This window comes from Streptomyces sp. NPDC059142, from assembly GCF_042755665.1.
Lineage (GTDB): Bacteria > Actinomycetota > Actinomycetes > Streptomycetales > Streptomycetaceae > Streptomyces.
In genome coordinates, this window is the sequence record NZ_JBHZDA010000020.1 from 30093 (window position 1) to 34008 (window position 3916).

The 3916-nt window shown below is 71.6% G+C and carries 2 protein-coding genes; both read left to right on the forward strand.

All coding sequences use genetic code 11. The features are described 5' to 3' along the window. Positions 1-368: 368 nt before the first annotated feature. Positions 369-2201: a bifunctional metallophosphatase/5'-nucleotidase gene (locus ACFXPK_RS10640; RefSeq protein ID WP_385073853.1), complete on the forward strand. Its 1833-nt coding sequence runs from the start codon at positions 369-371 to the stop codon at positions 2199-2201. Positions 2202-2573: 372 nt separating this feature from the next. Then, a complete protein-coding gene (locus ACFXPK_RS10645) occupies positions 2574-3788 on the forward strand; it encodes a S8 family peptidase (RefSeq protein WP_385073856.1) in 1215 nt (404 codons plus the stop codon). Positions 3789-3916: the final 128 nt, after the last annotated feature.

Consider the following 3916-nt stretch of genomic DNA (forward strand, 5'->3'; position numbering starts at 1 on the left):
CTGGCGCCCCCCCGCCTCCGAGACGGCCGGCCCCCCGTCCGTGGCGGCTGCTTCGGCGAGCAGGCCGAGGACGTCCTCGGCCTGCTCGGGGGTGAGCGCGTCGAGGGTCTGGATCTGCCGGCCGGACTCGCGGGCTACTGCGTCTGTCATGCGTCGAGGGTACGGCGGCGGCGCGGCCCGGGAGAGGTACGGGAGGGGTACGGGGCGGAGTGGTGCGCGCGGTACGGCCGCGGGGTGCGCGCACGGCCGACCGGAGACGTACGCGCAAAGGCAACCCACTCGTAACCCGCCGCCCCTGTCCGAGCTACGCGCGTTGACTCTAGGCTGCCGCTCGCAACCTCCAGACTTTTGAGTTCATAAGGGGATCGATGTCAGCGACACCGCAGAAGAACCGCGCGGCACGGCGGGTGCTCGCCGCTGCCGCCGGTCTGGCCACCGCAGGCGCCCTCGTCGCCGCGATGCCGGCCACCGCACAGACCCCCGCCCACGGTGGCGGGCCCGGATTCGGCCACTCCAAGCCGAAGCCGAAGCCCTCGACGGTCGACGTACAACTCCTGTCCTTCAACGACCTCCACGGCAACCTGGAGCCGCCGGCCGGTTCCGCCGGGACCGTCACCGAGCAGCAGGCCGACGGCACGGCCAAGGCGATCCCCGCCGGTGGCGTCGAGTACCTGGCGACCTCGCTGCGCAACGCCCGCAAGGGCAACCCGTACTCCATCACCGCCGCGGGCGGTGACATGGTCGGCGCGAGCCCGCTGCTCTCCGGTCTCTTCCACGACGAGCCGACCATCGAGGCGCTCAACAAGATCGACCTCGATGTGACGGCCGTCGGCAACCACGAGTTCGACGAGGGCGCCACCGAGCTGGGCCGTCTCCAGAACGGCGGATGCCACCCGACCGAGGGCTGTTACGAGAAGGGCAAGAAGTTCAAGGGTGCCGACTTCCCGTACCTCGCCGCCAATGTGACGTCGGAGAAGACCGGCAAGCCGGTCCTCAAGCCGTACACGGTGTGGAAGAAGAACGGCGTCAAGATCGGCTTCATCGGGGTGACCCTGGAGGGCACGCCGAACATCGTGACCGCCGAGGGCGTCAAGGGCCTCAAGTTCCACGACGAGATCGAGACGGTCAACAAGTACGCCAAGGAACTGGACAAGCAGGGCGTCAAGTCGATCGTCGCGCTGATCCACGAGGGCGGCGCGCCGGCCTCGACCTCGTACAACTACGACTGCGACAGCCCCGGCGCCGGTGACGGCATCTCCGGGCCGATCGTCGACATCGCCAAGGGCATCTCGCCGAAGGTCGACGCGCTGGTGACGGGCCACACGCACCAGGCGTACGCGTGCACGATCCCGGACCCGTCGGGCAACCCGCGCCTGGTCACGTCCGCCTCGTCGTTCGGCAAGCTCTACACGGACACGACGCTCACCTACGACCTCCGTACGAAGGACATCGTGCGGGCGGGCGTGAAGTCGGCCAACCACATCGTCAGCCGTGACCAGGCCAAGGCCAAGGACATGACCGACCTGATCACGCGCTGGAACAAGCTGGCCGCGCCGATCGCGGGCGCGCCGCAGGGCTACATCTCGGCGGACATCAACGGGCGCGGCGCCACGACGCCCGAGTCCCCGCTCGGCGACGTGATCGCGGACGCGCAGCTCGCGGGCATGGCCCCGGCGGACAAGGGCGGTGCGCAGATCGCCTTCATGAACCCGGGCGGGATCCGCTCCGACCTGGTGTACAAGGCGTCGGGCAGTGAGGGCGACGGGGTCGTCACCTACGGCGAGGCGTTCACCGTGCAGCCGTTCACCAACATGATGAACGCGGTCGACCTGACCGGCGCGCAGGTCATCACCGCGCTCCAGCAGCAGGTCAGCGGCTCGAACGAGGCGTCGCCGAAGATCCTTCAGGTCTCGAAGGGCCTCACGTACACCCTGGACATGACGAAGTCGGGCGCGGCCCGGGTCGTCACGGACACGGTGAAGCTCGACGGTGCGGCGATCGACCCGGCGAAGACGTACCGCGTCGCGATGAACGAGTTCCTCGCGGGCGGCGGCGACGGCTTCGCGGTCCTGGGCCAGGGCAAGAACAAGCTGGTCGGCGCGTCGGACCTGGACATGTTCAACGCGTACCTGGCGGCGAACTCCACGACGCAGGCGCCGCTGGCGCCTCCGGCGGCGGACCGCATCACGATCGTCAAGTGACGATCACCGAGCGGCGGTAGGCATCTCCAGCACTGCCCGGAGGGCGGTGGGCCCCTGGCCCGCCGCCCTCCGGCGTGTCCGGGGACAGGGGCCCGGCGGCGGGTCCGGGCGTCCCGGGCACGGTGGCCCGGCGGTCCGGCGGCGGGTCAGGCGTCCCGGAAGATCCGACGCGGGGCCGGATGCGGGGCGGGGCCGCCCCGGCGGGCCGCGTGTTCCGTACGCCCTTCCGGCGCGTTACTCCATCCGGCCATCAGTACGGGCGAGCGCTCAAGCCGCCCCGGGGGCGGGGACGAAAGAGAGGTGTTCGGACATTGCCGGACGTGTCCTGTCCGGGGCGCGTCCCGCGGTCAGTCACCTGCAAGGAGTACACCTATGCGCTTGCGCGCACGCTGGGCGTCGGCCGCCCTTCTGCTGCTCGTTCCCCTGCTCGCCGGTACCGGTACCGAGGCCATGGCGGCCGACCCCGACCGGGGACTCATTCCGGTGGAACGTTCCGCCCAGGCGGTCCCGGGGCAGTACATCGTCTCCCTCAAGCCCACGTTCTCGCCGTCCTCCGTGGTGCGGCAGCTCCGGGTCAGCCCCCTGCACACGTACGAGACGGTCTTCCCCGGATTCGCCGCCAGGCTCAGCGCGTCCGAGCTGGATCTGGTCCGCCGCTTCCCGGCCGTCGCGGCCGTCGAGGAGAACGCGGTCGTCACGGCCTCGTCCGGCGGTTCCGCGACGACGCGGGCCGGGGCCCTGGCGGGCCGTCAGGCGCGGGTGCCCGCGCTGAGCTGGGGGCTGGACCGGATCGACCAGCGGAATCTGCCGCTCGACGGGCAGTACGACGTGAAGGGCACCGGCAAGGGGGTCACCGCGTACATCGTCGACTCGGGGATCGAGACCGCGCACAGCGAGTTCGGCGGCCGGGCGAGCGTCGGGTTCGACTCGGTCGGCGACGGGCGGAACGGGCAGGACTGCAACTCCCACGGCACCCATGTGGCGGGCACCGTCGGCGGCTCGGACTACGGTGTGGCGCGGGAGGCCTCGCTGGTCTCCGTCCGGGTGCTCGGCTGCGACGGCAGCGGTACCTGGGCCGGGGTCATCGCCGGTTTCGACTGGGTGGCCAAGAACGCCGAGCAGCCGGCCGTCATGAACGCGTCCATCGGCGGATCCCGGTCCACGGCCGTCAACGCGGCGGTCAACTCCGTCGCCGACAGCGGGGTCCCGCCGGTCGTCGCGGCGGGCAACGAGAACCAGAACGCCTGCAACGTCTCGCCCGCCAGTGCGTCCAAGGTGATCACGGTCGGCGCCACCGACCGGGAGGACCGGCAGGCCACCTTCAGCAACTGGGGCCCCTGTCTCAAGCTGTACGGGCCCGGGGTCGACATCGTCTCCGCGAGGCTCGGCGGCGGATACAAGTCGCTCAGCGGCACCTCGATGGCGAGCCCGCATGTCGCCGGGGTCGCCGCGCTGCTCAAGGAGAAGTACCCGACGGCCTCCCCCTCGGCCGTCTCGACCTGGCTCGTCGAGGAGTCCGACAAGGACCTGGTGACATCGATCGGCGCGGGCTCGCCCAACCGGCTCCTCTACACCGACGGTCTCTGACCCGCCTTACCGTTCCACCCGCCCCACCGCCCCACTCCGGGGGGGGGGGGGGGGGCGGCCGGGGGGGGCGGGGGCGCGGGGGGGGGGGCGGGGGCGGCGGGGGGGCGCGCGCCCGCGCCGCCGCGCGC